The 20,874-nt window shown below is 62.1% G+C and carries 21 protein-coding genes; 12 read left to right on the top strand and 9 right to left on the bottom strand.

What is annotated here, in order from left to right; translation table 11 throughout:
* Window positions 1-35 precede the first annotated feature (35 nt).
* Both ABRP86_RS00800 and ABRP86_RS00795 read right to left on the bottom strand, forming a co-directional pair.
* Window positions 36-845: a class I SAM-dependent methyltransferase gene (locus ABRP86_RS00800; protein WP_349862087.1), complete on the bottom strand. Its 810-nt coding sequence runs from the start codon at window positions 843-845 to the stop codon at window positions 36-38.
* Window positions 846-878: 33 nt separating this feature from the next.
* The gene (locus ABRP86_RS00795) at window positions 879-1,370 is read right to left on the bottom strand and encodes a DUF2505 domain-containing protein (RefSeq protein ID WP_349862086.1); all 492 of its coding nucleotides are present in this window, start codon (window positions 1,368-1,370) and stop codon (window positions 879-881) included.
* 24 nt (window positions 1,371-1,394) lie between these two features.
* Here ABRP86_RS00795 and ABRP86_RS00790 point away from each other — a divergent pair, with 24 nt between their 5' ends.
* Window positions 1,395-2,522 carry a UDP-N-acetylmuramate dehydrogenase gene (locus ABRP86_RS00790; protein ID WP_349862085.1) on the top strand — a complete coding sequence of 376 codons (1,128 nt, stop codon included), beginning with the start codon at window positions 1,395-1,397 and terminating at the stop codon, window positions 2,520-2,522.
* 160 nt (window positions 2,523-2,682) lie between these two features.
* Here the strand turns inward: ABRP86_RS00790 and ABRP86_RS00785 are convergent, their stop codons facing one another.
* Complete coding sequence (locus tag ABRP86_RS00785) at window positions 2,683-3,159, bottom strand: S-ribosylhomocysteine lyase (protein WP_023025084.1); 477 nt, start codon at window positions 3,157-3,159, stop codon at window positions 2,683-2,685.
* Window positions 3,160-3,229: 70 nt separating this feature from the next.
* On the opposite strand from ABRP86_RS00785, the gene ABRP86_RS00780 reads away from it, so the two are divergent.
* A complete protein-coding gene (locus ABRP86_RS00780) occupies window positions 3,230-4,399 on the top strand; it encodes a YihY/virulence factor BrkB family protein (protein ID WP_349862084.1) in 1,170 nt (389 codons plus the stop codon).
* Between the two features lie 65 nt (window positions 4,400-4,464).
* Here the strand turns inward: ABRP86_RS00780 and ABRP86_RS00775 are convergent, their stop codons facing one another.
* From ABRP86_RS00775 to ABRP86_RS00760, 4 genes are all read right to left on the bottom strand, one after another.
* Window positions 4,465-6,018, bottom strand: coding sequence for an AMP-binding protein (locus ABRP86_RS00775; protein ID WP_239268862.1), 1,554 nt, complete (start codon window positions 6,016-6,018; stop codon window positions 4,465-4,467).
* A gap of 11 nt (window positions 6,019-6,029) precedes the next feature.
* Entirely contained in the window at window positions 6,030-7,739 is a 1,710-nt protein-coding gene (locus ABRP86_RS00770; protein ID WP_349862083.1) for a long-chain-fatty-acid--CoA ligase, read from the bottom strand.
* 70 nt (window positions 7,740-7,809) lie between these two features.
* Complete coding sequence (locus ABRP86_RS00765) at window positions 7,810-8,337, bottom strand: methylated-DNA--[protein]-cysteine S-methyltransferase (protein WP_349862082.1); 528 nt, start codon at window positions 8,335-8,337, stop codon at window positions 7,810-7,812.
* 22 nt (window positions 8,338-8,359) lie between these two features.
* Window positions 8,360-10,078 (bottom strand): long-chain-fatty-acid--CoA ligase, encoded by a 1,719-nt coding sequence (locus tag ABRP86_RS00760; protein ID WP_239268856.1) that lies wholly within the window; start codon window positions 10,076-10,078, stop codon window positions 8,360-8,362.
* Between the two features lie 66 nt (window positions 10,079-10,144).
* Between ABRP86_RS00760 and mshA the strand changes: the two genes are divergently transcribed.
* From mshA to ABRP86_RS00740, 4 genes are all read left to right on the top strand, one after another.
* Window positions 10,145-11,410, top strand: coding sequence for a D-inositol-3-phosphate glycosyltransferase (gene mshA, locus ABRP86_RS00755; protein WP_349862081.1), 1,266 nt, complete (start codon window positions 10,145-10,147; stop codon window positions 11,408-11,410).
* Between the two features lie 41 nt (window positions 11,411-11,451).
* Complete coding sequence (locus tag ABRP86_RS00750; RefSeq protein WP_005276632.1) at window positions 11,452-12,198, top strand: phosphoglyceromutase; 747 nt, start codon at window positions 11,452-11,454, stop codon at window positions 12,196-12,198.
* A gap of 68 nt (window positions 12,199-12,266) precedes the next feature.
* Window positions 12,267-13,529, top strand: coding sequence for a sensor histidine kinase (locus ABRP86_RS00745; RefSeq protein WP_502880292.1), 1,263 nt, complete (start codon window positions 12,267-12,269; stop codon window positions 13,527-13,529).
* Window positions 13,526-14,236 (top strand): response regulator transcription factor, encoded by a 711-nt coding sequence (locus ABRP86_RS00740; protein WP_239268850.1) that lies wholly within the window; start codon window positions 13,526-13,528, stop codon window positions 14,234-14,236. Before ABRP86_RS00745 ends, ABRP86_RS00740 begins: the two co-directional genes overlap by 4 nt.
* Window positions 14,237-14,250: 14 nt before the next feature.
* Here ABRP86_RS00740 and ABRP86_RS00735 read toward each other — a convergent pair whose 3' ends face one another.
* Complete coding sequence (locus tag ABRP86_RS00735; RefSeq protein WP_239275275.1) at window positions 14,251-15,150, bottom strand: DUF3109 family protein; 900 nt, start codon at window positions 15,148-15,150, stop codon at window positions 14,251-14,253.
* Window positions 15,151-15,183: 33 nt separating this feature from the next.
* Here ABRP86_RS00735 and ABRP86_RS00730 point away from each other — a divergent pair, with 33 nt between their 5' ends.
* From ABRP86_RS00730 to ABRP86_RS00705, 6 genes are all read left to right on the top strand, one after another.
* Complete coding sequence (locus tag ABRP86_RS00730; RefSeq protein ID WP_198010509.1) at window positions 15,184-16,113, top strand: Ppx/GppA family phosphatase; 930 nt, start codon at window positions 15,184-15,186, stop codon at window positions 16,111-16,113.
* A gap of 9 nt (window positions 16,114-16,122) precedes the next feature.
* Entirely contained in the window at window positions 16,123-17,343 is a 1,221-nt protein-coding gene (locus ABRP86_RS00725) for an Rv0497 family membrane protein (RefSeq protein WP_349862079.1), read from the top strand.
* An 81-nt stretch (window positions 17,344-17,424) separates the two neighbouring features.
* Window positions 17,425-18,216 (top strand): pyrroline-5-carboxylate reductase, encoded by a 792-nt coding sequence (proC, locus tag ABRP86_RS00720; protein ID WP_239268844.1) that lies wholly within the window; start codon window positions 17,425-17,427, stop codon window positions 18,214-18,216.
* Window positions 18,217-18,468: 252 nt separating this feature from the next.
* The gene (locus tag ABRP86_RS00715; protein ID WP_005276651.1) at window positions 18,469-18,657 is read left to right on the top strand and encodes a helix-turn-helix domain-containing protein; all 189 of its coding nucleotides are present in this window, start codon (window positions 18,469-18,471) and stop codon (window positions 18,655-18,657) included.
* A gap of 345 nt (window positions 18,658-19,002) precedes the next feature.
* Window positions 19,003-19,104, top strand: a complete 102-nt coding sequence (locus ABRP86_RS00710; RefSeq protein ID WP_003855542.1) for a 30S ribosomal protein bS22 — start codon at window positions 19,003-19,005, stop codon at window positions 19,102-19,104.
* Window positions 19,105-19,315: 211 nt separating this feature from the next.
* Window positions 19,316-19,681 (top strand): DoxX family protein, encoded by a 366-nt coding sequence (locus tag ABRP86_RS00705; protein WP_349862078.1) that lies wholly within the window; start codon window positions 19,316-19,318, stop codon window positions 19,679-19,681.
* A 75-nt stretch (window positions 19,682-19,756) separates the two neighbouring features.
* On the opposite strand, the gene ABRP86_RS00700 is transcribed toward ABRP86_RS00705, so the two are convergent.
* Window positions 19,757-20,794, bottom strand: a complete 1,038-nt coding sequence (locus ABRP86_RS00700) for an HAD family hydrolase (RefSeq protein WP_239268842.1) — start codon at window positions 20,792-20,794, stop codon at window positions 19,757-19,759.
* Window positions 20,795-20,874 lie beyond the last annotated feature (80 nt).

Raw genomic sequence — 20,874 nt, 5'->3', positions numbered from 1 at the left:
CGCATGAGACGGCCGGTGGCAATGTGTGCTGGATATTAGCGGGGCGCGATGCTCTCCCAGCTCACAGTGAGCGTATTATCGCGCAGCCGGCGGCGGGGAGGCTGGAGGTTAAAGGGGGCATCGGCAAGCAAGGCATGCGCCATGCGCCACCGCACCCGTGGGCCGTGCGGGGCCCACCCGGCGGCGCGATCCCAGGCCCTATCGGCGGCCTGCAGGAGCTCGTGGATGGGCTCGCCGGGCACATTGCGGTGGATGAGCACCTTGGGCAGGCGCTCGGCCACATCGGAGGGGCGGGCCACATCGAAGGGATCCCACGCGAGCGTCAGCGTCTTCGGACCATGCTGATCGAGCAGGATCCACGCCGCGCGCCGGCCCAACTCATCACAGGTGCCCTCCACGAAGAACCCGCCAGGCGCCAGGCGGGAACACACCGTCTGCCAGGCCTCCGCAACCTGGTCCACATCGTATTGGCGCAGCACGTTAAAGGCGCGTACCACCTGCGGCTGGTAGCCCGCAAGCTCAAATCCGCCCAGCTCAAAGCGCACGCCATCGCGCGGCGGCAGCACCCTGTCCGGGTGGATTTCCAGCCCGCGCACATCCACGCGGGGGTTGATGCGGCGCAGCCATCGCGCCCACTCCACGGTGGTGGTATGGGAGGCGCCATAGCCCACGTCGAGCGCGAGCGGGGTGCGCACGTGGCGCAGCAACGCCGAGATTTCCGGGTGGGCCACCATCCACCTATCGCAGCGCCTGAGCCGGTTGTAATTGGTGGTGCCGCGGGTAATAACGCCAAAAGGCCGACCCGCTGCTGCGCTGGCGCGCAGGTTATGAGCGTGGTCGGCCATGGGCGTGAAGGAATCCTAAGGGCTGTGAGTGCCTTAGGAGTTTTCAGAAATCCACTGTTCGGTCAGCTTGCCCTCGTTATCAAAGAGCTCTGCCAGGGATTCGCCCACCTTTGGCTCGATGGCTGCGCCCATCATCGGGATCTTGACGGAGATCTCGTTGGTGTAGGTCAGCTTGGTCATCTCGCCCTCGCCGGCCAGGGAAATATCGCCCTTGAAGTCCACCGGGGTGCCCTTGACGTCTGCGGTGTAGTTGACGTCAGCGGCCTGGCCGTTGAGCTCGCCCACGGTGACCACGCGCTTGACCTTGAGATCCTGCGAGACCATGGCGCGCACTGCCTCTGGCAAGAGGGTGGTCGGCAGAACCTCGTAGAGCGTTGCTACGTTATCGGAGAAATCGTGAACCTGGCCTGCCTCCGGGGAAAGGTTTTCCACGATGTACTCCCAGTATCCCTGGGTAAGCAGCGCCTTGTGAACCATGTCGATAGGCTGATTGATGGTTACGGTGTTTTCACTACGAGTTGACATGCTTAACAGACTACCTTGGTATACGTGCTTGATAAATTTTTGACGCAACAACTCACAGCAATCGACGGCGTAGACGTGGATCCCACGGCGAGCTTTGCCGATCTCACCACCTTGCGCGTGGGGGGAAAGCCACGGGTCACGTTGCGTTGTTCGCGGCCTGAAGCAGCGGTTGCGGCACTGCGGTACCTCGCGAAAGAAAAAGTTCCTTTCATCGTGGTCGGCGGCGGTTCCAACCTGCTGGTTTCTGATGGCGAGGTTGACGTAGTCGCCGTTGTCCTCGACTTTGCTGCGGTGGACATGGATACCGAGACCGGCCTCGTGCGCGCCCAGGCAGGTGCGGTATGGGACGAGGTCGTGGCGGAATCCGTGGCGCAGTCCCTGGGAGGCATCGAGTGCCTTTCCGGAATCCCTGGCACGGTGGGCGCGGTGCCCGTGCAAAACGTGGGTGCCTATGGCGCCGAGATTTCTGAGGTCTTGACCCGCGTGCGCCTGTATAACCTGCGTACCGATGCCGATGAGTGGGTTCCCGTCTCCGATCTTGATCTGGCCTACCGCTATTCCAACCTGAAATTCACCGGCCGCGCGGTGGTGCTCGAGGTCGAATTGCAATTGACCACCGATGGGCTGTCGCGCCCACTGCGCTTTGGCCAGCTTACCGATAACCCCGGTGAGCGCCGCCCCGTCGCCCAAGTCCGCGAGGAGGTCCTCGCTCTGCGCCGCGGCAAGGGCATGGTGCTCGATGCTGCCGACCACGACACCTGGTCCGCCGGCTCCTTCTTCACCAACCCCGTGGTCGAATCCAGCATCGCTGACGCCATCCAGGACAAGGTGCGCGCCACGCTTGGCGATGCCCCCGCCGACCGCATGCCCCGCCACCCCGCCACCACTCCAGCACAGGGCGAATCGTTTCCGCGCGAGAAGCTATCGGCCGCTTGGCTTATTGATAACGCCGGGTTCACGAAGGGCTACCCCGGCTCCGGGCCGGCAACGCTATCCACCAAGCACACCCTGGCGCTGACCAATCGCGGAAACGCGAGCGCCGCCGACATCGTCGCGCTGGCCCGCACGATCCGCGATGGCGTGCGCGAAGCATTTGGCGTTGAGCTCGTGCCCGAGCCGGTGTGGCTGGGCGTATCCATGGACGAGGACTAGGCCGCGCCTCTCGGCGCGACGGGGCCGCAGACACTAGGTTCGCGCGGGTTTTAGGCCTGCGCTCACATAAAAACGTCCAAAACAACCGCGTTCTTCTAAAAATCGCCCTCATTTGTGGCGAAACGCGGTTGTTTTGGACGGAAGTGTTGCTTGCGGGCTCCTAGGCAGCCATGACCTCGAGCCACTCCGGCTTGGCGTCCAAGAACTTGCGGGCCGCATCCTGCGCGCCCTTCAAGCTGTGGTGCGCGCCCCAACCGCACTGCTCTTCGTTGGCGGCGGGAACCTCGGTGGCGGTGAGGATATCGTTCAGCGCACCCTCAACGGCGCGCAGCAATTCATCCTGCTCCATGCCGTTGGTGATGGCGTAGAAGCCGGTGCGGCAGCCCATAGGGGCAAAGCCGATGAGCTTATCGGTGTAGTTGCGCATAAAGTTGGCCATCATGTGCTCCACGGAGTGCAGCGCCTCCGTGTCCAAGTGCTCCTTATTGGGCTGGCAGAAGCGCAGGTCATACTTGATAATCTCGACGCCGCCGCCCAAATCGGTGCGGTCAGCCACGCGGATATAAGGCGCGCTGACGAGGCGGTGGTCGAGCTCGAAGGACTTGACGTTAATCTTTTCTTGGTTCTGTTCAGTCATACTCCCCAGCCTAATCGCTGCGAGTGTCACTTCACAGAATAGATTCTTAGGCCGCATACGCTGCGTAACTATGAGTGCCTTGGACGATGCCCCCGCAACCGGCAGCAAGCAAGCCCGGAAGCAGACTGCCCAGCAGCAAAAAATCGTGCCAAGCACCGTTGCCACCCTGGTCACCGTGGAAAGCTCCGCCGCCGATGTCGATCCTTGGGCGCGCGGCAATCGCCTGCGCAAGGACAGCTGGGGCCTAGTAATGCGACGCGTGTGGGCTGATTTCTTCCACGATGCCTTAATGGACCGCGCCGCGGCGATGACCTACTTCACCCTTATGGCCTTCGCGCCCACCGTCCTGGCGGCATATTCCATTGCCACGCTGATCTTTTCCTCGCGCCAGGGCGAAGTGGAGGCGCTGACCGCGCAGTTCATCGATACGTACGTGCCCCGTTCCATGGCGGAGGAGGCCGGAAATATCGTCAGCTCCATTATCGGTTCCACGCGGGAGGGCACGTTTGCGTTGGTGGTCTCCGTCCTGATTTCACTCTTCGCCGCTTCGGCGTATGTGCGTGCCTTCTCGCGCACCGCCAATACTGTCTACGGCCGGGTGGAGGGACGCGGTACCATCCGCACATGGGCGTTGATGTGGGCCATTACCGTGGTCCTCGTCATCGGCGCGGTGGTGGTGCTGTGCGCCAATTTATTGCGCGATACCGTCGTGGACAGCGTCATCGAACCCGTGGCACTCCGCCTAGGGTTGCACGGAACCGTGGACTTTTTCGGCGGCATTTTTATGCCGGTGTGGAATTGGCTGCGCTTTCCCATAACTGTCGTGGTGGCGCTGGCGCTTATTGCCGTGTGGTACCACTTTGCGCCGAACGTTCGGCCCAGCCGTTTTCGCTGGATCACCTTGGGCTCGGTGGTAGCGCTAGTGACGAATCTGGTGGTGTGGGGCGCATTTTCCCTCTACATCAAGTACCTGGCCGGGGTGAGCATTTACGGGGCATTCGGTACGGTCATGGCGGTATTCATGACCGTTTGGCTGTCCAATACGATGCTGATCTTGGGCATCAAGATCGATGCGGAGGTCCTGCGTGCCAAGGAGCTGCAACTTGGATTGCACGCAGAGCGCTATATTCAAGCCCCGCCGCGCTCCGAATTCGCGGCGCAGCAGCAGGTTCGGGCGAAGAAGAAACTAGAAGAGCGCTCGGGGCGCATCTTTGCCGATGCCGCCCGCGGCGGGCAGTAGCCCCTCATCGGGGAGTAGCTCCCACCGGGACGTAGCCCGCGCCGGGACACCACCGCTGCCGAGGATTAGCGGGAGGACACTTCCGCTACCAAGATTTCCTGCACCTGGCGCCGGCGCAGCTTGCCCAGCTGATCGGTGGGCAATTCTTCTTGCACCACGAAATGGCGCGGGACCTTATAGCGCGCCAAGAGGCCGCGGCAGTGCTCGCGCAGCGCTTCCGCGTCGAAGGTGGCGCCGGGGTGGAGCACCAGGCAGGCGGCGACATCCTCGGAACCATCGGCGCGCGGGACGCCGGCCACCGCGGCTTGGCTTATCGCGGGGTGGCTCAACAATGCATGTTCCACCTCGCTGGGAAAGACGTTAAAGCCACCGGTGATGATGACCTCTTTAATCCTGCCCACCAGCCGGAAATGGCCATCGGCTTCGCGCACCCCCATATCGCCGGTGCGCAGCCAATCGCCGTGGAATGCCTCCTGCGTGGCGGCGGGATTATTGAGGTAGCCCGCAAAAACCTGGGGCCCGCGGGCAAGGATCTCACCGGGCGTGCCATCGGGTTGGCTGCGGTCAAGGTCAGCGGGATCCCCGATGCGCAAGTCGGTATCGGCAAGCGGCTTGCCGATGGTCCCCACGCGCCGACCCTCACCAAGCGGGTTAATGGTCAGCACGGGGGAGGCCTCGGTAAGCCCGTAGCCCTCGACGAGCATGCCGCCGGTGCGGTCTTGCCAGGGCTCGATGATGCGCGCGGGCAGCGATGCCGCGCCGGAAATGGCGTAGCGCACCCCGCCCAGGTCTGTGGCCTGCTCGGCGGCCTGTTCGGCGGCCGCCCCGGAGGCAGATTCTGCCGCCAGCTCGCCCATGGCGCGCTCATAAATGGTGGGCACACCCGGCATCCACGTCGGGCGGCGCTGTGCCAAGGCGCTGACCACGGCCGCTGGGCGCGGGGCGGGCAGCAGGATGATCTCGGCGGCACAGCGCACCGCGAGCAAGACGCTCATGGTCAATCCATAAGAGTGGAACATCGGCAGCGTGGCGAGGAAACGCTCGTGGCCCGGGCGCAGATCGGCCTGGGCTTCCAATTGGATACAGTTCGCGGCGAGGTTGCCGTGCGTGAGCACCACGCCCTTGGGCTGGCCGGTGGTGCCGGAGGTGTAGAGGATGAGGGCGGCATCGGCAAGCGCGGCCTGGCGGTGCGGAACCGGGGCACCGGAGAGGGGAAAGGGCTCCTCCAAGGACACGGGGATCACCGTGCTGGCCAGGCCATCGACCACGGCAGCGACCTCATCCCAGACCAGGGCGATGCGGGCGCCGTGGTGGGCAAAGAGCGGGGCCAACTCGTGGGCGGTGTACTGAGGGTTGTGTTCGACTACGACCGCGCCTAGGCGCAGCACCGCGAAAAAGGCAATGAGGTGCTGCGGGGAGTTGGGCAAGACCAGCGCTACCCGGTCGCCGGGGCGGATTCCCATCTCCCGCAGGGCGCCGGCGGCAGCGGCGATACGGGTATCCAGCTCCGCGTAGCTCAGGGTCTCGCCCGCGAAAAAGGTGGCGGGACGGTGGGGGAAGTTGGCTACGGCGGTGGCGAGGAAATCCGTCAGCGTGGCGTCGTACTCGAGGTCTGACATGATGGTTAATACTAAGCCTTCTGTTTGAGGAGATCGAGGAGATCCTGCTGCACCATGCGGCGGCGGACCTTGCCCAGCTGGTCCGAAGCCAGCTCCTCAAAGTGGTAGAAGGTGCGCGGAACCTTGTAGCGGGTCAGGCGCTCGCGGCAGAAGGATTTGAGGCCTTCTGGGTCCAAGACGGCGCCATCGCGCAGGATGAGACAGGCGACGACGTCCTCGGAGCCATCCTTGCGCGGGCGGCCCACCACGGCGACCTCCTTGACATCTGGGTGCTTGCGCACCACCTCTTCGACTTCGGCCGGGTAGACGTTAAAGCCGCCGGTGATGATGATTTCCTTGATGCGGCTAACCAGCTTGACCCAGCCGTCCTCATCCATGGTGGCCATATCGCCGGTGCGGAACCAGCCGTTGTGGAAGGACTCCTCGGTGGCCTTTTCGTTATTGAAATAGCCCTGGAAAATCTGCGGCCCGCGAGCCAGCATCTCGCCCGGCTCGCCATCTGGCTGGGTTTCATCGAGGTTATCCGGGTTGCCAATGCGCACCTCGGTATCGGGAAAGGGCAGGCCCACATAGCCCGGGCGGCGGTTGCCGTTCATGGGGTTACCAATAAGCACGGGGGAGGTCTCGGTCATGCCGAAGCCCTCCACGAGGCGGCCGCCGGTCATGGATTCCCAGCGCTCCATCACGTCAACCGGCAGGGTAGCGGCGCCGGAGAAGGCGTTGCTGATGCCGGTAAGATCCACGCCTTTTTCCTCGGCGGCGTCCATGATCTTCTCGTATAACGTGGGCACGCCCGGTAGCCAGGTGGGGGTGTGCTTCTTAACGATGTCCATGATGAGCGGCATCTGCGGGGATGGAACCAAGATGAGCTCAGCGCCGAAGTAGATGCTGAGTACGCACAGCGTGGTCATGCCGTAGGCGTGGAAGAGCGGCAAGGCAGCGAGGAAGCGCTGCTCGGTGGCGTCCATATTCGTCAGCCAGGCCTCGCCCTGCACGCAGTTGGAGATGAGGTTGCCGTGCGAAAGCAGCGCGCCCTTGGGCTTGCCTGTGGTGCCGGAGGTGTAGAGGATAAGCGCGATATCGTCCTGCGTGACCTTGGCAATCTCGAGGTCCTTGCCGTCGCCGCCGATGGCAGAACCGATAAGCGTGGACCAGGCCACGGTATTCGGGGCCGCGCCGGTTAGCTGCTCGCGCTTGGCGGCCAGCGGCGGCAGGGGAATCCGGAGCGCGAGGCGCTTGAGCGGTGGCATCGCGTCGATCATGTTGACGGACACGATGGTCTCTAGCGGGGTAGTGGCGCGAAGCTTTTCCAAGGTGGCAGCGGTTTTATCCCAGGCGATGGCCACGCGCGCGCCGTGGTCTTGGAAAAGTCCCTCGAGTTCGTGGGCGGTGTAGAGGGGATTGTGCTCCACCGCGGTGGCCCCCAGCAGCTGGATGGCATAAAACGCCACCACGTGTTGGGGGCAGTTGGGCAAGACGATGGCGACCCTATCGCCAGGCCGGATGCCAAAGGCCTTAAGGCCCGCGGCGGCGGCGCGCACCTGGGCGTCTAGCTCCGCGTAGTTCTGCGTATTGCCGAAGAAGTAGGTCGCGGACTTATTCGCATTGATGCGCAGGTTATTGACGTAGTAGTCAACGATGGTTTTATCGCCGTAATCAAGCGTGGCGGGGGTCCAGTCGCTGTAGTGCTTAATCCAGGCCCGGGATTCGTATGCGGACACGCGCTGCCCTTTCGTTTGCTAAAGAAAAATATTACAAAGGGCGAGTATACCCAGAACGTGAGGAAATCCTCTAGTTTTCTTCGAGTGTCAGCAAAAAACGCTTGATATCCAGGCCACCGGCATAGCCGCCGAGCGTTCCATCGCTGCGCAGCACGCGGTGGCAGGGCCGAATAATTGGCAGGGGATTGGCACCGCAGGCGGTGCCGACCGCCCGGGTAGCGGCGGGGTGCCCCACGGCGGCGGCGAGCTCGCCATAGCTTGAGACCTCGCCGTAGCCAATGGAGTCGAGTTGCGCGTGAATTTGCGCGCGGAATTCGGTCGTCGGCACCGGGTTGAGCGGCAGGTCAAACTCACGGCGGCGCCCAGCGAAATACTCCGCGAGCTGCTCTTGCGCCGCATCTAGGATGTCTGCACCGCGCTTGTCGATGCCCCCGTGTACTCCGCCGCTCACCTCGCCGCGAACCTTATTGGTTTCGCGGTGTCCCTTGCTGGTTCCGTCGCGACCCAACTGGATCGCGACGAAGTCAACGCGGGACAGCCCGTCTGCATCCGCGGTGAGCAGCAGCGGGCCGATGGGGGTATCGATGGTGCGCAGCATGGTGGTGGGAACTCTAGGTGTTTTAGGAGTTCTTCTCCGCTTCGAGGCGGTTGATGAGGTCTTCTTGTACCTCACGGCGGCGGATCTTGCCCATTTGGTCCTTGGCCAGTTCTTCGAAGTGGTAGAAGGTGCGCGGGACCTTGTAGCGGGTCAGGCGCTCGCGGCAGTACTCCTTGAGGCCTTCGGGGTCGAGCGCGGCGCCATCGGCAAGATCGAGGCAGGCCACGACGTCTTCGGAGCCGTCCTCGCGCGGGCGGCCCACGACAGCGGCGTCGTCGACGCTGGGGTGCTCGCGCAGGATTTCTTCGACCTCGCCCGGGTAGACGTTGAAGCCGCCGGTGATGATGATTTCCTTGATGCGGCTGACCAGGCGGATGAAGCCGTCTTCTTCCATGATGCCCATGTCACCGGTGCGGAACCAGTCACCGTGGAAGGCGGCATCGGTGGCTTCTTGGTTGTTGAGGTAGCCCTTGAAAATCTGCGGGCCGCGGGCCAGCACCTCGCCCTCGACGCCGTCTGGCTGGGTCTCATCCAGGTTATCGGGGTTGGCGATGCGCACCTCGGTATCCGGGAAGGGAATGCCCACGTAGCCGGGGCGGCGGTCGGTGCTCATGGGGTTGCCCACGATAATGGGGGAGCACTCGGTAAGCCCGTAGCCTTCCACGAGTAAGCCGCCGGTGGCGTTTTCCCACTTATTGACGGTTTCAGAAGGCAGGGTGGATGCGCCAGAGAAGGCCGCGCGCACGCCCTTGATGGGTACTTCTTGCTCCTCGGCGGCTTTGACGATGCGCTCGTACAAGGTAGGAACGCCCGGGACCCAGGTCGGGGTGTGCTTCTTCATCAGCTGCATGATGAGCGGGATCTGCGGCACGGGGAGGATGACCAATTCGCCGCCGATAAGCTGTGCCAAGGTGACGTTCATGGTCAGGCCATACGCGTGGAAGAAGGGTAGGGCGGCGAGCATGCGCTCTGGCTTATCACCCAGGCCCGGGACCCACGCCTTGCCCTGCAGCAGGTTGGATACGAGGTTGCCGTGCGAGAGCATCGCGCCCTTGGGCGCACCGGTCGTACCGGAGGTGTACATCACCAGCGCGACGGTGTCCTTATCAATGTCCTCCGGCGTCTTAATATCGCTGCCGTTGCCACCGATGGCATCGCCAATCAGCGCCTCCCACGGCACGGTATTCGGCGCTGGGGCGGAAAGCTGCTCGCGCTTGGCCTTGAGCGGGGGAAGCGGCAGGCGCAGTGCGGCGCGCTGCAGGGTGGGCATGGCGTTGATCATGTTGATGGACACGACCGTTTCCAGGTTGGTGGTAGCCCGCAGCTTCTCCAGGGTGGGGGCGGCCTTGTCCCAAGCGATGGCGATGCGCGCGCCGTGATCCTGGAAGAGGCCCTCGAGCTCGTGGGCGGTATAAAGCGGGTTGTGCAGCACAACCTGGGCGCCGAGCTTCAAGATGGCATAAAAGGCCGCAATGTACTGCGGGCTATTAGGGGCAACGATGGCTACGCGGTCACCGGGGCGCACGCCGAAGGCCTTCAAGCCGGCTGCGGCGGCGCGCACTTGGCGGTCCAGCTCGGAATAGTTTTGGCTGCGTCCAAAGAAATACGTGGCTGACTTATCGCCATTGACCTTGAGGTTGTTGTCATACAGGTCTAACAGGGTGGTGTTGCCATAGTCGAGGCTATGCGGCGTCCACTCCGGGTAATACTGGAGCCATGCCTTTGATTCATAAGCGGACAATGCGTGACCTTTCGGTAGCGTAGGTTATTGGCAGGGGCTAGTATAGCGCCGCTAAGATGGGTCACCATGCGCATCGCCATGATTTCTATGCATACCTCCCCCATTGAGCAGCCTGGCTCCGGGGATGCCGGCGGAATGAATGTCTACGTTTTAAATATTGCCTGCCAATTAGCCCAGCTTGGCGTCGAGGTCGATGTCTATACCCGCGCTACCCGCCCGAGCCACAAAGAAATCGTGGAAGTGGCCCCCAACCTGCGGGTGATCAGCATTGTGGCAGGCCCCTTTGAGGGGCTAGAAAAAGAAGATTTACCCACGCAGCTCGCGGCCTTTTCCGGCGGCGTGGTGCAATTTGCCAAGTGGCAGGGCAAAAAATATGACCTTATTCACTCCCACTACTGGCTTTCTGGCCAGGTGGGGTGGTTGCTGCGCGATCTCTGGGGAATCCCCTTAGTCCACACCGCCCATACCTTGGCCGCGGTGAAAAACGCCTACCGCACCGCAGAGGACACCGTGGAATCGGAGGCGCGGCGCATCTGCGAGCAGCAATTGGTGGATAACGCAGACCTCCTCGTGGTCAATACCGATCAGGAAGCCCGCGACCTAGCCGAGCATTACGATGCTGACCGCGACATCATCCGCGTAGTCTCCCCAGGCGCCGACGTGGGCCTTTTCACCCCAGGCACCGACCGCAACACTGAGCGTTCCCGCCGCGAGCTGGGCATCCCGTTGCATACCAAGGTCGTAGCCTTTGTGGGGCGGCTACAGAAATTCAAGGGGCCCGAAGTCCTTATCCGCACCGCCGCCGAGTTGTGCCACCGCGAGCCCACCCGCGATTTTCGGGTGCTGATCTGCGGCGGGCCATCCGGGGCCAATGCCTCGCCGGAGGCGTATAGGGAATTGGCGCGGGAGTTGGGCGTCCAAAAGCGCGTGCGCTTTTTAGGCCTCCGCCCGCCCGAGGAGCTGGTGGGGGTGTACCGCGCCGCGGATATCGTGGCGGTGCCCAGCTACAACGAGTCCTTTGGCTTGGTGGCGCTCGAGGCCCAGGCCTCTGGTACGCCGGTCGTCGCCGCGGCCGTGGGCGGGCTGCCCATCGCCGTCGTCGATGGCGAGACCGGGCTGCTGGTGCCATCCCACGAGCCGAAGGAGTGGGCGGATTACTTGACCCAGCTGCTTGATGATGACCCCCGACGCATCGCCATGGGCGAGGCCGCCGTCGCGCACGCCGCGCGCTTTAGCTGGACCAACACGGCCCGCGAGCTGACGGAGATTTATGCCGAAGCCCAGCAGATTCCCGTGCCCGACTGCCACCAACGCCGGGCGATGGGAGACTAGCTTCACTGACGCGCCGGGCGGTTTCGTGGCATGCTGGAGGCATGACTAACGGAAAACTGATTCTTCTTCGCCACGGCCAATCCACCTGGAATGAATCCAACCAATTTACCGGTTGGGTCGATGTTGATCTGACAGAAAAGGGCGAGGCAGAGGCCAAGCGCGGCGGCGAGCTGCTCGCGCAAGAGGGCATCCTGCCTAACGTGCTGTACACCTCGTTGCTGCGCCGCGCCATCCGCACCGCCAATATCGCGCTGGACGCGGCTGACCGCCACTGGATCCCGGTCATCCGTGACTGGCGCCTCAACGAGCGCCACTACGGTGCGCTGCAGGGCCTGAACAAGGCTGAGACCAAGGAAGAATACGGCGAGGACCAGTTCATGGCATGGCGCCGTTCCTATGACACGCGCCCGCCCGAGCTTGCCGATGACGCCGAGTACTCCCAGGCCAACGACCCCCGCTACGCGGACCTGGACAAGGTCCCGCAGACGGAGTGCCTGAAGGACGTTGTCGAGCGCTTCGTGCCTTACTTCGAGGAAGAGATCCTGCCACGTGCCAAGAAGGGCGAATCCGTCATGATCGCAGCGCACGGCAACTCCCTGCGCGCGTTGGTCAAGCACCTCGATGGCATTTCCGATGATGACATCGCAGGCCTGAATATCCCGACCGGCATCCCGCTGGTTTACGAGATTGCGGAGGATGGCTCCGTGGTCAACGAAGGCGGCACCTACCTGGATCCAGAGGCCGCCGAGGCCGGGGCCGCTGCCGTTGCCGCGCAGGGTGGCAAGTAACCCACTGCTGCATATAAGTCCCCGGGGAGGTACTCCCTGGGGACTTTCTAATGATTAGGCTTAATGACGTGGAATTAATTTTTGTCTTTCTCGCGGGCGTGCTCGTCTGCGCGGTGGCGCTGCCGTTAATTTCGCGGGTGCGCGAGCGCATGGCACGCCGCCAGCGCGCCAGCGATGCCCAGGCAAATCAGGTCACCACCGTGAGCCAAGGCCTACATCTTGCGGTTCAGGGCTCTCCCACGGCGCTGACGGTGCTCGATAGGAACCAGGAAATCATTCTGTCCAATCCCGCGGCGCACGAGATGTCCGTGGTCCACGATCGCGCCGTCAATCCGGAAATCTGGAAGACAGCGGAGCAGGTCTTTGAGGATAAGGAAACCCGCACCGTGGACTTGGCCATCCCCAAGCGTCGCACCGGGCACCGCGTCACGCAGGTGAGGGCCGTTATCAAGCCGCTGACGCTGAACGATGGCCGCTTCATCATCATCTACGGCACCGATGAGAGCGAAAACGTGCGCATGGAATCCGCGCGCCGTGACTTCGTGGCTAATGTCTCCCACGAGCTGAAAACCCCGGTGGGTGGCATCGCGTTGCTGGCAGAGGCCCTACTGCAAGACCCCGAGGACCCGGAGCACGTGAAGTACTTCGGTACCAAGGTGCAAAAAGAGGCCAACCGCATGGCGGATATGGTCAGCGAGCTGATTTCCCTGTCCAAGCTGCAGGGCGCCGAAGCGCTGCCGGAGATGGAACCGCTTTTTATAGACGATCTCATTGACGAGGCGATTTCGCGCAACCAGCTCGCCGCAGACGCGCGTTCCATTAGGTTGACCCAAGGGCCGTCCGAAGGCGTGCAGGTCATGGGCGACCGTTCCCTCCTCGTAACCGCGTTATCCAACCTCATTTCCAACGCGATTAATTATTCGCCGGAGGAATTGCCGGTCTCCGTCTCGCAGAAAGTAGTGGGAGAGGACGTCGTGCTGATCCGGGTGACAGATCGTGGCATCGGCATCCCGCCGGAGGATCAAAAGCGCGTCTTCGAGCGCTTTTTCCGCGTTGACCAAGCCCGGTCGCGGCAGACTGGAGGCACTGGCCTAGGATTAGCAATTGTCAAACACGTGGTGGCCAACCACGGGGGCAATATCAAGCTGTGGTCGCGGCCTGGCACGGGCTCTACTTTTACCATCGAGTTACCCATATATAAGGAAGAGAAGCCAGCGCACGAGGCTGACTTGCAGGATAATGAAGACAAGGATTCCGTCGATGCGGCGGCTCCTGGGCTTCAGCGTGCGGTAGCACGCGTAGCAGCACGTCGAAAGGATAAAGCACAATGACCACCATTCTCATCGTGGAAGATGAAGAGTCGCTGGCCGATCCGCTGGCATTCTTACTCCGCAAGGAAGGCTTCGAGCCGATTATCGCCCTCGATGGCCCATCCGCGCTGGAGAAATTCGCCGACAATGACATCGACATCGTGCTGCTTGACCTCATGCTGCCCGGCATGTCCGGCACCGACGTGTGCAAGCAGTTGCGCGCCACCTCCTCCGTGCCGGTCATTATGGTCACCGCGCGCGATGCGGAAATCGATAAGGTCGTGGGACTCGAGCTGGGCGCGGACGATTACGTCACCAAACCGTATTCCTCCCGCGAGCTTATCGCCCGCATCCGCGCCGTGCTGCGCCGCGGCAACGATCAGTCCTCCCACGCGGACGCCGCGGAGGGCGCCGAGGTAGAAGACCAGCAGATCTTATCCGGCGGCCGCGTGAAGATGGATGTGGAGCGTCACATCGTCACCGTGGCGGACGAGCCGGTGGCCATGCCGCTCAAGGAGTTTGACCTGCTGGAATACCTCCTGCGCAACGCCGGGCGCGTGCTGACCCGCGGCCAGCTCATTGACCGCATCTGGGGTGCGGATTACGTGGGCGATACCAAGACGCTCGACGTGCACATCAAGCGCCTGCGCACCAAGATTGAGGAGCACCCCTCCCGCCCGAAGCACCTGGTAACGGTGCGCGGACTGGGCTATAAATTCGAGCTCTAACGCCGGTCAGCGCTTTAGTACCAGCCGGCCTTGATGCTGGCTGGGTGCTGGGTAAGCTTTACGCCGTGCTCAGCGGCTTCTGCGCGGGCACAGCATTGTTGAGCCAAAATATCGTAGCTTTCGCGCCCCATGAGCGCGACGAGCTCGTCCTCGTGCGATTGCCACATCGGCAACGGATTGGCGTGGCAGGCGCCATCGGTAGAGCAGTACCAATCAAAGTCTTCGCCGCCATTGCCCCAGCCACGGCGGTCATATTCGCCGATGGTGGTGCGCAAAATTTCCTGCCCATCGGGACGTTCTTCATAATCCTCGTAGCGCCGCAGCGGCAGCTGCCAGCACACCTCCGGCTTGACCACGGTGAGCTCCTCGCCGCTATCTACGGCCCATTGGTGCAGTGCGCAGCCCGTGCCCGTTTCCCAGCCGGCGCGGTTGGCAAAGATGCAGGCGCCATCCACGATGGGCGTTTTCAGCGCCGGTTCCGGTTCGCCGTCCTCGCCATCGAGCTCGTCCCATTCCAACCAGGGCTCTAGCTCATCGGTGTTTTCTTGCGCCAGGAACTCATCTACCCCCGCTGGGCGCAGCTGCCAGTAGCGCGCGGGCATGCGAGAGACGGCATCGTAAAGCTGGTCGCGGTCTTGTTCATCGGCCATATATGCACCGTGCACGCAGCAGCCCACATCGGGCTGGCTCTTATCGATGCCCCGGCACGCCGACGTGCCAAATTGGCAGCTGTAGTGCGATTCCACCCACGTGAGATCGATGGAAAAGACGTGGTAAGGGTCGTTTGGGTTGGTAAATTCGAACCACTCTCGCGGAAAATCTGGAGCCTCTTCGTGCCCGGCTTTAATGGATGCCGCCGCTGGCGAGCTCGCGGGAAAACCTAGGTAAACGGTGTCAGATTTTGGGCGATTCACACCTAACCACGGTAGACCTACTACGCTATGGGTGTGCGATTAGGTGTATTAGACGTCGGAAGTAATACCGTCCACCTCGTTGCGGTCGATGCCGCAATGGGGGGACGGCCTACTCCGATGAGCGATTGGAAGACCCCACTCCGGCTGGTAGAACAGCTGGATAAGAAGGGAAACATCCACGAAAAGGGCCTGAAAAAGCTCGTTTCCGCCGTGGGTGAGGCAAGTGAGCTGGGTGACAAACTCGGGTGCTCCGAATTCATCGCCTTCGCGACCTCCGCGGTCCGCTCTGCCCCTAACTCTGAAGAGGTACTCGATGAGGTGGAAAAGCAGACCGGCGTGCGCCTGCAGATCCTCTCGGGCGTGGAGGAAGCACAGCTTACCTTCCTCGCTGCCCGCCGCTGGTACGGCTGGTCCGCCGGGCGCATCACCAACTTGGACATCGGCGGTGGCTCCCTAGAGCTATCCACCGGTACCGATGAACACCCTGACCTGGCTTTCTCGCTCGATCTGGGCGCAGGGCGGCTGACCCACAACTGGTTCGATACCGATCCGCCGGAGAAAAAGAAGGTCAGTGCGCTGCGCGATTTCATCGATGCGGAGCTCGAGGATGCCGTCACACAGATGAAGGCGATGGGTCCTGCCGGCCTGGCCGTGGGTACCTCGAAAACCTTCCGTACCCTCTCGCGCCTTACCGGCGCGGCACCCTCGTCTGCAGGGCCATACGTCAAGCGCACATTGACCGCGCCGGGCCTGCGCCAGTTGATTTCATTCATCACGCGCATGACTGCAGCAGACAGAGCGGACCTCGAGGGTGTAAGTTCGAACCGATCGCACCAAATCGTCGCCGGCGCTTTGGTTGCCGAGGCAAGCATGCGAGCTCTGGGAATCGAGAAGTTGGAAATCTGCCCATGGGCGCTGCGCGAAGGTGTTATTTTGCGCCGGACCGACAAGGGATTGGAATAGGAAGAGATCATGGCTGACGAAAAACAGTTGACCGTGGCCGAGCTGCTGGCTCGCAATAAGAAGGACCGCACGGATAAAGACGAGAAGACCTCTCGCCGTCGTCGGCGGAGCCTCGATGAGGGCGGCGTAACCGTTGCCGAGCTCACCGGCAGCCTGAAGAAGGTAAAGTCCACCCCGCCTGAGGCGAAGCACACCAACGTATCCATCGACGATGACGCCCCTGTCATCCGCGCGCCGAAGTCCAAGGACGAACAGTCCGCTGAGAAAAACGCCACGACGAAGCCGACCAGCTCCAAACCAGCTGGTTCCAAGCCTGCCGGGGCTAAGCCTGCTGGCGCCAAGTCCGCCGAGACCAAGTCCGGCGATGCCAAGTCTGTTGCAGGCAAGCCAGCTGCGGGACAGGCGGGCATCGGCAAGCCTGCGCAAAGCAAGCAATCTCAGTCCCCATCCGCCGCTCCTAAGCCGGCCGCAGAGAAGCCTTCCGCTGGTACCCCCACCGCGTCCCCTTCGCCGAAGAAGAACGGAAAGCCGAGTGAGCCGACCGCTTCTCCCAAGCCTGCGGCGGGGTCTGCCTCCCAGCCGACGGCCAAGCCTGCCCCGGCGCAGAAGGCAAACGCGCAGGAGGCAAAGAAGCCTGCGCAGTCGGTGCCGGAGGACAAGGCGAGCGCAAAGGACGGCGAGAAGAAGTCCCATCAGCCATCCGCGGATGACACGGCGGTAATGCAGCGCATCGGGAAGTCGCAGGCCTCGCAAGACAAGCGCAAGGACGCCGCTGATACCGCTGAATCCGGCGCCAAGGAAGCCAAGGAAAAAGCTAGCGCTGCTGGCGCTGCCGGGGCAGGCGCTGCTGCAGCCATCGCAGCGGGCGCCAAGGCCGGCGCGCCTGAGCAGAAGCCTGCGGCGGCTGCGAAGAAGTCTGACGATACCGGCGAGCTGTCTCAGGTGCGGGACGAGGAAGTCACCGAAGAGCACGAGAAGCTCAACCCCATGTCCATCCTCATCATGGTGGTCGTGGGCATCGTCTTGGCCATCGTCATCTTCAAGGGCTTTGAAGTGCTCTGGGATAACTTCCCGCGCGTCGTCGTATCTATCTTGGCACTCGGCGTGACCGCAATTATGGCTGGCGTTACGCATGCGCTGCGCACGGCCCGCGATGGGTTCTCCATGTTCCTTGCAGGCATTACCGGCCTCATATTGACGTTCGGACCACTGCTTTTGGTCATGCTCTAAACCAGCGAATTGCTGAGAACCACCCGGCTGCCTCCTTCGTGGAGGTAGCCGGGTGGCGTTATTTTTGGCATTGTGGAGACTATGACAAAGATTGCAATTTTAGGTGGAGGACAAATCGGTGAGGCTTTGACCTCGGGTCTTGTGGAATCGGGCTTCAATGCTTCCGATATCACGGTGACCAACCGCACGGCCTCTCGCGGTGAAGAGCTCAAGAGCAACTACGGCGTCAACGTCACGACGGATAACGCTGAGGCGGTGGACGGCGCGGATTATATCTTCGCCTCCGTCAAGCCTTATGCCATCCTGGACCTGCTGGGCGAGATTAACCCAGCTAAGGACGCCGTGGTGGTCTCTATGGCCGCAGGGCTGACGCTGGAGGCCCTGCAGGCTGCTGCGGGCGACGGCGTGCCGGTTGTGCGCGTTATGCCCAATACGCCGATGCTGGTGCGCCGCGGCATGTGCACCTGCGCCGCCGGCGAGCACGTCACTGAGGCCCAGATGCAGGGCGTGACGGAGCTGCTCGAGGCCGTGGGTGAGGTCGCGGTCATTCCGGAGAAGAACATCGACGCCGCGACAGCCCTGGCTGGTTCCTCGCCGGCCTACTTCTTCCTTGTGGCAGAGGCGCTTGTCGATGCCGGCGTGCAGCTCGGCCTTCCCCGCGATATCGCCGAAAAGCTCGCCGCCCAGGCAGCTGCCGGCTCCGGCGATATGTTGGCCAACTCCGGCCGCTCGGCAACGCAGCTGCGTGCGGGCGTGACCTCGCCAGGCGGCACCACCGCCGCGGCCGTGCGCGAGCTGGAAGAGTCCGGCCTGCGCGGTGCGTTCTACCGCGCCGCCCAAGCCTGCTCCGATAAGGCTAAGGAGCTGGGCTAAGAGCCCACCTAATGCGGCCCCGTTCCCCGTGGTGGGGGTGTAGGTACCTCTCACCACTCAGGGGCCGTACGGGAGCCATGGGGTGGTTGTTACGCAGCGCTTTTGGCGGTGAACTGAACAACTGCTGTGAAAAAATTTGGCACTTGGGTCGCATTAGTCACATGTTTCACGATAGGCTGGAACGAGCACGTGCGTGAAGTCCTGTGGGAGGGGAAGCCTACAGCGCGTAACGAGCTGAAGGGTTAGATAATTATGGCAAATGAAGAAAAAGGAACCTTTCTGACGATCGCGGAGGTCGCCGAAATCATGCGCGTCTCCAAGATGACTGTCTACCGTTTGGTTCACGCAGGCGAAATGCCGGCCGTGCGCGTCGGACGCTCTTTCCGCGTTCACGAGTCTGCCGTTAACGAGTACCTCGAGGCATCCGTTTACGGAGCGTAGGTGCTCGCGCCTTTAAGGCAGCGCCCACTTCTGTTGGCCACTCTTGGTCAGCGGTGGTGGGCGCTGTCTCGTTTCCCGTGTGTCGTCCGATTACCGCACATCACCCTTGTGCAGCGCGCTTCACCCTTTTGCGGCGCGCAGCGATATGCTGCGCGCCGTTTCCGCGGGTCGCCGCCGGGGCCACTTTTGGAGACGCGCTGGGGACTAGGTAAGATGGGATGCATTCGTGTCGGCACGCCGTGATGGCCCGCATATGTGCGGCCAAGGTGGCAAAGAGTGCACCTTTGTCGTTTCAGGCGCCGGCAGGTTCACAGTACGTACTAAAAGAAAGTGAGGACGCCTGTTATGGGTTCTGTCATCAAGAAGCGCCGCAAGCGCATGTCCAAGAAGAAGCACCGCAAGATGCTGCGCCGCACCCGCGTGCAGCGTCGTAAGTTGGGTAAGTAAACCCAACAGCCCACGAATCCTCCGCACCGTGCCTTAGCGCGGCGGCGGAGGATTTCTGGTTTTCGGGCCGAGCTTGGATTCTCGGTCGTTACTCCGCTGCACATCTCCACATACGTTTGCTTGTTTTGAGCTGTAGAATCAATTCAACCCACAAAAGTTGGGTCATGCGATGCTTCATGTGCTTAGCATCTGATTCAAGGGAGGTTCCCGAGTGGGGTTCTTAGCTGTCTTTGGTACGTATCTTTTAGCCATCGTTTTGATCGGCGATGCCGTGCTTTCTGTGAAGCCACCCAAGTTCATTAGTCGCTGCCTTAGAGGGGTCAATTTTCCTCAAGACTGGTGGTGGGCGCTTATCGGAATTAAGGCGCTGGCCGCGCTTGGCTTGATCGTCGGAGCCGTTTTGAATAACCCGTCGATTACAGCCACTGTCTCAGTCGGCGTACTTGGTTACTTTATTTTCGCCATCATCGCTCATATCAAGGCGAACTTCGTAGGTAAGGAGTTCTGGGTAAATTGTCTCGGGATGACGGCTCTTAGTGCGGTTGTTCTGGTGTTCAACGTCGCGGCGATGGGGTAGCAGTAGCCACACCGAGGGGCTTGAGAAAGTAATGTGCTGAGCGCCCGTTGTGAGACGGCAGTGCTGGCTGTATTGCTACTTCCGGAAATAGCGCCAGCCGCCATAGGAGAAGGCAGCCGTGACAAGCGCTGGAAGGCCGTAGGTGCGGATGGCGCGGCGGATGGAACGGTAATCGCGGACGATCCAACCGCGCTCTTCTGCGATATTGCGCAGCTTGCGGTCTGGGTTGATGGCCACGGGGGTGCCCACCATGGTGAGCATGGGCATGTCATTGGCGGAGTCGGAGTAGGCGGTGCACCGGTCCAAATCGAGGCCCTCGATGGTAGCGAGGGCGGCTACGGCGTGCTTCTTACCTGGGCCGTGGAGGATATCGCCCACCAAGCGGCCGGTGAACTTGCCGTCTTCTACCTCCGCGACGGTGCCGAGGGCACCGGTAAAGCCAAAGCGGCGCGCCAAGACCTGGGCGAGCTGGACTGGGGTAGCGGTCACCAGCCACACTTGCTGGCCGGCAGCCAGGTGCATTTCAGCGAGCTGCGTGGTGCCGGGGTACGCGCGGCGGGCGAGTGAGGCTTCGACGATTTCCTCGCACAGGTCAATGAGCTCGTCCACGCTGCGGCCTTTGACAAACTCCAAGGCCTGCGCGCGGCCCTCGGCAACGTCTTTTGCATTCTCCGTGCCAGAAAGGCGGAATTTAAGCTGCTTCCAGGCAACCGGGAGTATCTCAGAAATGCGGATATAGCGCCGGCGGGCGAGCCCAAAGCCGAATTCCACCAAGGAGGAACCCTGAACGAGGGTATTGTCCACGTCGAAAAAAGCGGCGGCGCCGACATCGACGGGGACGTCCGGATCCTGGGCCGTGATGCGTTGGGAGCCTGCGGCGTCATAGGAACCGGAGACGGAGGCTATGCCGGAGGCGAAGTCCTCGAGCTCGAGCCCGAATTCCTCTAAAGCGGCGGCAGCGGCCGCCTCACCTGCGGCGCGCTGTTCTTCCTCGCCCAAGGGGGCCAGCGCCTGGTTTTCTAAGAAGTTGCGCAGATTGCCGCGCGAGGCCGTCCAATTGGCCAAAAAGTCGCGGGGAGATTCGGGGAATCCGGGGGGAGGTAAAGCGGACACGAGTGGAATAAACAGCTTTCGCAAACGCGGGGTGGACTAACATGTCCATAGTAAACGTTTCCCCCGTCTGCGTCCTTATG

The sequence above is a fragment of the Corynebacterium sp. KPL3927 genome (assembly GCF_040225835.1).
In the GTDB taxonomy this organism is placed as follows: domain Bacteria; phylum Actinomycetota; class Actinomycetes; order Mycobacteriales; family Mycobacteriaceae; genus Corynebacterium.
Note: the sequence above shows the minus strand (reverse complement) of the source record. Positions and strands in the feature narration are given on the sequence as shown.

Excerpts from the sequence above, each read along its gene's own strand:
- ABRP86_RS00800 (WP_349862087.1), bottom strand. The coding sequence starts at position 845 with ATGGCCGACCACGCTCATAACCTGCGCGCCAGCGCAGCAGCGGGTCGG.
- ABRP86_RS00795 (WP_349862086.1), bottom strand. The coding sequence starts at position 1,370 with ATGTCAACTCGTAGTGAAAACACCGTAACCATCAATCAGCCTATCGAC.
- ABRP86_RS00785 (WP_023025084.1), bottom strand. The coding sequence starts at position 3,159 with ATGACTGAACAGAACCAAGAAAAGATTAACGTCAAGTCCTTCGAGCTC.
- ABRP86_RS00780 (WP_349862084.1), top strand. The coding sequence starts at position 3,230 with ATGAGTGCCTTGGACGATGCCCCCGCAACCGGCAGCAAGCAAGCCCGG.
- ABRP86_RS00775 (WP_239268862.1), bottom strand. The coding sequence starts at position 6,018 with ATGTCAGACCTCGAGTACGACGCCACGCTGACGGATTTCCTCGCCACC.
- ABRP86_RS00765 (WP_349862082.1), bottom strand. The coding sequence starts at position 8,337 with ATGCTGCGCACCATCGATACCCCCATCGGCCCGCTGCTGCTCACCGCG.
- mshA (WP_349862081.1), top strand. The coding sequence starts at position 10,145 with ATGCGCATCGCCATGATTTCTATGCATACCTCCCCCATTGAGCAGCCT.
- ABRP86_RS00750 (WP_005276632.1), top strand. The coding sequence starts at position 11,452 with ATGACTAACGGAAAACTGATTCTTCTTCGCCACGGCCAATCCACCTGG.
- ABRP86_RS00740 (WP_239268850.1), top strand. The coding sequence starts at position 13,526 with ATGACCACCATTCTCATCGTGGAAGATGAAGAGTCGCTGGCCGATCCG.
- ABRP86_RS00725 (WP_349862079.1), top strand. The coding sequence starts at position 16,123 with ATGGCTGACGAAAAACAGTTGACCGTGGCCGAGCTGCTGGCTCGCAAT.
- proC (WP_239268844.1), top strand. The coding sequence starts at position 17,425 with ATGACAAAGATTGCAATTTTAGGTGGAGGACAAATCGGTGAGGCTTTG.
- ABRP86_RS00715 (WP_005276651.1), top strand. The coding sequence starts at position 18,469 with ATGGCAAATGAAGAAAAAGGAACCTTTCTGACGATCGCGGAGGTCGCC.
- ABRP86_RS00710 (WP_003855542.1), top strand. The coding sequence starts at position 19,003 with ATGGGTTCTGTCATCAAGAAGCGCCGCAAGCGCATGTCCAAGAAGAAG.